Origin of the sequence: Nostocoides jenkinsii Ben 74, assembly GCF_001046875.1 — a bacterium.
GTDB classification, from domain to species: domain Bacteria; phylum Actinomycetota; class Actinomycetes; order Actinomycetales; family Dermatophilaceae; genus Nostocoides_A; species Nostocoides_A jenkinsii.
Genome location: NZ_HF571038.1, coordinates 3789450 through 3791609 on the forward strand (window position 1 = coordinate 3789450; position 2160 = coordinate 3791609).

The window sequence follows — 2160 nt, forward strand, 5'->3', positions numbered from 1 at the left end:
ACCGTGACGGTGGTCTTCCTGCCGTCGAGCGGGCTGACGGGTCCAAGTCCTGGTACGTCAACGGCAAGCTCCACCGTGACGGTGGTCTTCCTGCCGTCGAGCGGGCTAGCGGGTCCAAGTCCTGGTACGTCAACGGCAAGCAGGTTGCCGAGCCTGCCGCCCGTGCGTCGGGGCTTCCGCAGTGGTTCGTCGACGGGGAAGCGCAAGGGCTGATTGATCGGCGGACGCTGTCCTTGTTGATCGACGCCGCGCTCGGGCTTCGAGGCCGGGGCGCTGCCGACTAACTGGCATCGTCGGGGCGTTGGATTCTCGCGGCTGAGACTTTGCTGGGCTTGCCGGAGCACCCCATCGTCAGGCTGCACTTGGTGGGCGTGCTCCGGGAACCGACGAGCAGCCACTTGTGACAGGACGGGCACACGCCGACCGCAATGCGCTCCCGGCCTTGATCCGGGTCGGCTCCCCGCAAGTAGGAAAGCATGTTGGCGCACTGCTCGACGGCGTACTGCTGATGCGGGGTCAGGGCGTACTTGCCGTCGAGCGGGCCGACTTGCGACCAGTAGCGCGCCTTCTCGGTCCGCATGATGGCGGTGGCCACGGCGGCGGCGATCTCGGCCAGGGGGGCGTCTCCGGTCACGTAGGCCACCGGCTTTTTGGTCTTCGAGGCCGCCATAACTGTTCTTTGCCTTGGGGTCGGCCGCGGCGGCCGGCTGCGTCCCCGCCCGCAATATAGGCATGACTGCCACCGCCATTTCGCCGTCCGCCGCTTCGGCCCGAGAGAAGCACCGCAACCCGGACGGGAAGTTCGGAACGCAGCCGCGGGACGAGTCGGCGGTTGACTTCAACTCGCCAGAAGCGCCCGTCGACGGCATGGATCGCGGTGGTCTCTCGCCGATCTTCACGAAGTTCTCCGAGACCGACCGCGACGTTCGCGCGGCGGCGATCGAGGCCGAATTGCACGACGCTGTTGCGCAAGTGGTGGAGTCGGGGCAGCTTGCGCGGTTCTTAGAGTTGACGGCGGCCAACCGGATTGGCAAGTGGTCGTTCGGCAACCAGATTCTTGCAACCTTTCAAGGATGGCGTGCCCGAGATGAAGCCGACGAGGACGCGCTGGCTGAGGCCCCCAGCCACTTGATGGCGATGTCGGCGCACGACTGGAAGACGAAGTTCAACCGCCACCCTCGCGCGGGCGCGAAGGCCGTCTGGATTCTCGCCCCGGTCACCAGGAAGTACACCTCAACGAACAAGGAGACGGGCGAGGAAGAGTCCCGGTACGCCACGGTCGGCTTCACCGGCCAGGCCAAGTTCGACGCTTGTCAGACGACCGGCGACCCGATCCCGGAGCAAGACCTGTTCAGGCCGACCACGGTCGAACCGGAGGGAGGGGCCTACACCTTCCTCACCGGAAAAGTCGCGGAGGCCGGTTACACCTTCCACGAGGAAGGCATCGAGACCGGCATGGCCCGCCCCGGCGACTACGCGGGACGTCTGGGGTACACCAGCCCGAAGTCGAAGAAGGTTGCGGTCGCCGAGTGGCTGCCCGAGTCCGTCAAGATCGGGGTTGTCGCGCACGAGCTGGGCCACATTCACTGCGGCCACGTCGACGGCACCGAAGACTACGCGGAGCATCGGGGCCGCATGGAGACCGAAGCGGAGGCGGCGGCCTACATGACGATGCGGGCGCTGGGGCGCGAACCCAAGGAGGCCGGATCGTTCGCGGCGGGGTACATCGCGTCCTGGTCGAAGGGGGACAAGGCCGTCATCACGAAGGCGATGGCGAAAGCGTCGACGGCGTTCCGCAAGATCACCGAGACCGACGCGGACAAGTACGTTCCCGACCCGAACCGTCCGCGCCGCAAGCCTGCTGCCCGGCGCAAGCCTACGGCGCGAAAGACGACTCGGCCCAGAACCAAAACGACCGCCTAGAGGACTGACGGCGGCTCCTTCTGCACGGTCCCCGCTAGACCAGCGACCAGTCGTCGTCAGCGTCAAGTGGCGGCGGCGTCGCAGTCCAATCGTTGCGAGCAACCGCTGGCGACGTCGTGGGCATCGACCAGTCGTCACTCTCGATTGCCGCTGGCGTCATCGCCCAATCGGCGTCCTGGTCGATCAAAAGGTCGTCCAGCGAGAACGGGACGCTGACGTCGTCGTCGTCGTCGTCGT

General features: G+C 66.5%; 4 protein-coding genes. 2 read left to right on the plus strand and 2 right to left on the minus strand.

Features of this window, described 5'->3' with window-relative positions:
* Positions 1-284 (plus strand): hypothetical protein (locus tag BN13_RS19850; protein ID WP_048548604.1); only part of this gene is annotated, 284 nt, incomplete at its 5' end.
* On the opposite strand, the gene BN13_RS18080 is transcribed toward BN13_RS19850, so the two are convergent.
* Positions 281-670 (minus strand): hypothetical protein, encoded by a 390-nt coding sequence (locus BN13_RS18080; protein ID WP_048547771.1) that lies wholly within the window; start codon positions 668-670, stop codon positions 281-283. The genes BN13_RS19850 and BN13_RS18080 overlap by 4 nt on opposite strands.
* Before the next feature lie 62 nt (positions 671-732).
* On the opposite strand from BN13_RS18080, the gene BN13_RS18085 reads away from it, so the two are divergent.
* Positions 733-1923: an ImmA/IrrE family metallo-endopeptidase gene (locus tag BN13_RS18085; RefSeq protein WP_048547769.1), complete on the plus strand. Its 1191-nt coding sequence runs from the start codon at positions 733-735 to the stop codon at positions 1921-1923.
* 34 nt (positions 1924-1957) lie between these two features.
* Here BN13_RS18085 and BN13_RS19855 read toward each other — a convergent pair.
* Positions 1958-2160: hypothetical protein (locus tag BN13_RS19855; RefSeq protein WP_048548606.1), on the minus strand; the 203-nt coding region annotated here is incomplete at its 5' end.

Excerpts from the sequence above, each read along its gene's own strand:
- BN13_RS18080 (WP_048547771.1), bottom strand. The coding sequence starts at position 670 with ATGGCGGCCTCGAAGACCAAAAAGCCGGTGGCCTACGTGACCGGAGAC.
- BN13_RS18085 (WP_048547769.1), top strand. The coding sequence starts at position 733 with ATGACTGCCACCGCCATTTCGCCGTCCGCCGCTTCGGCCCGAGAGAAG.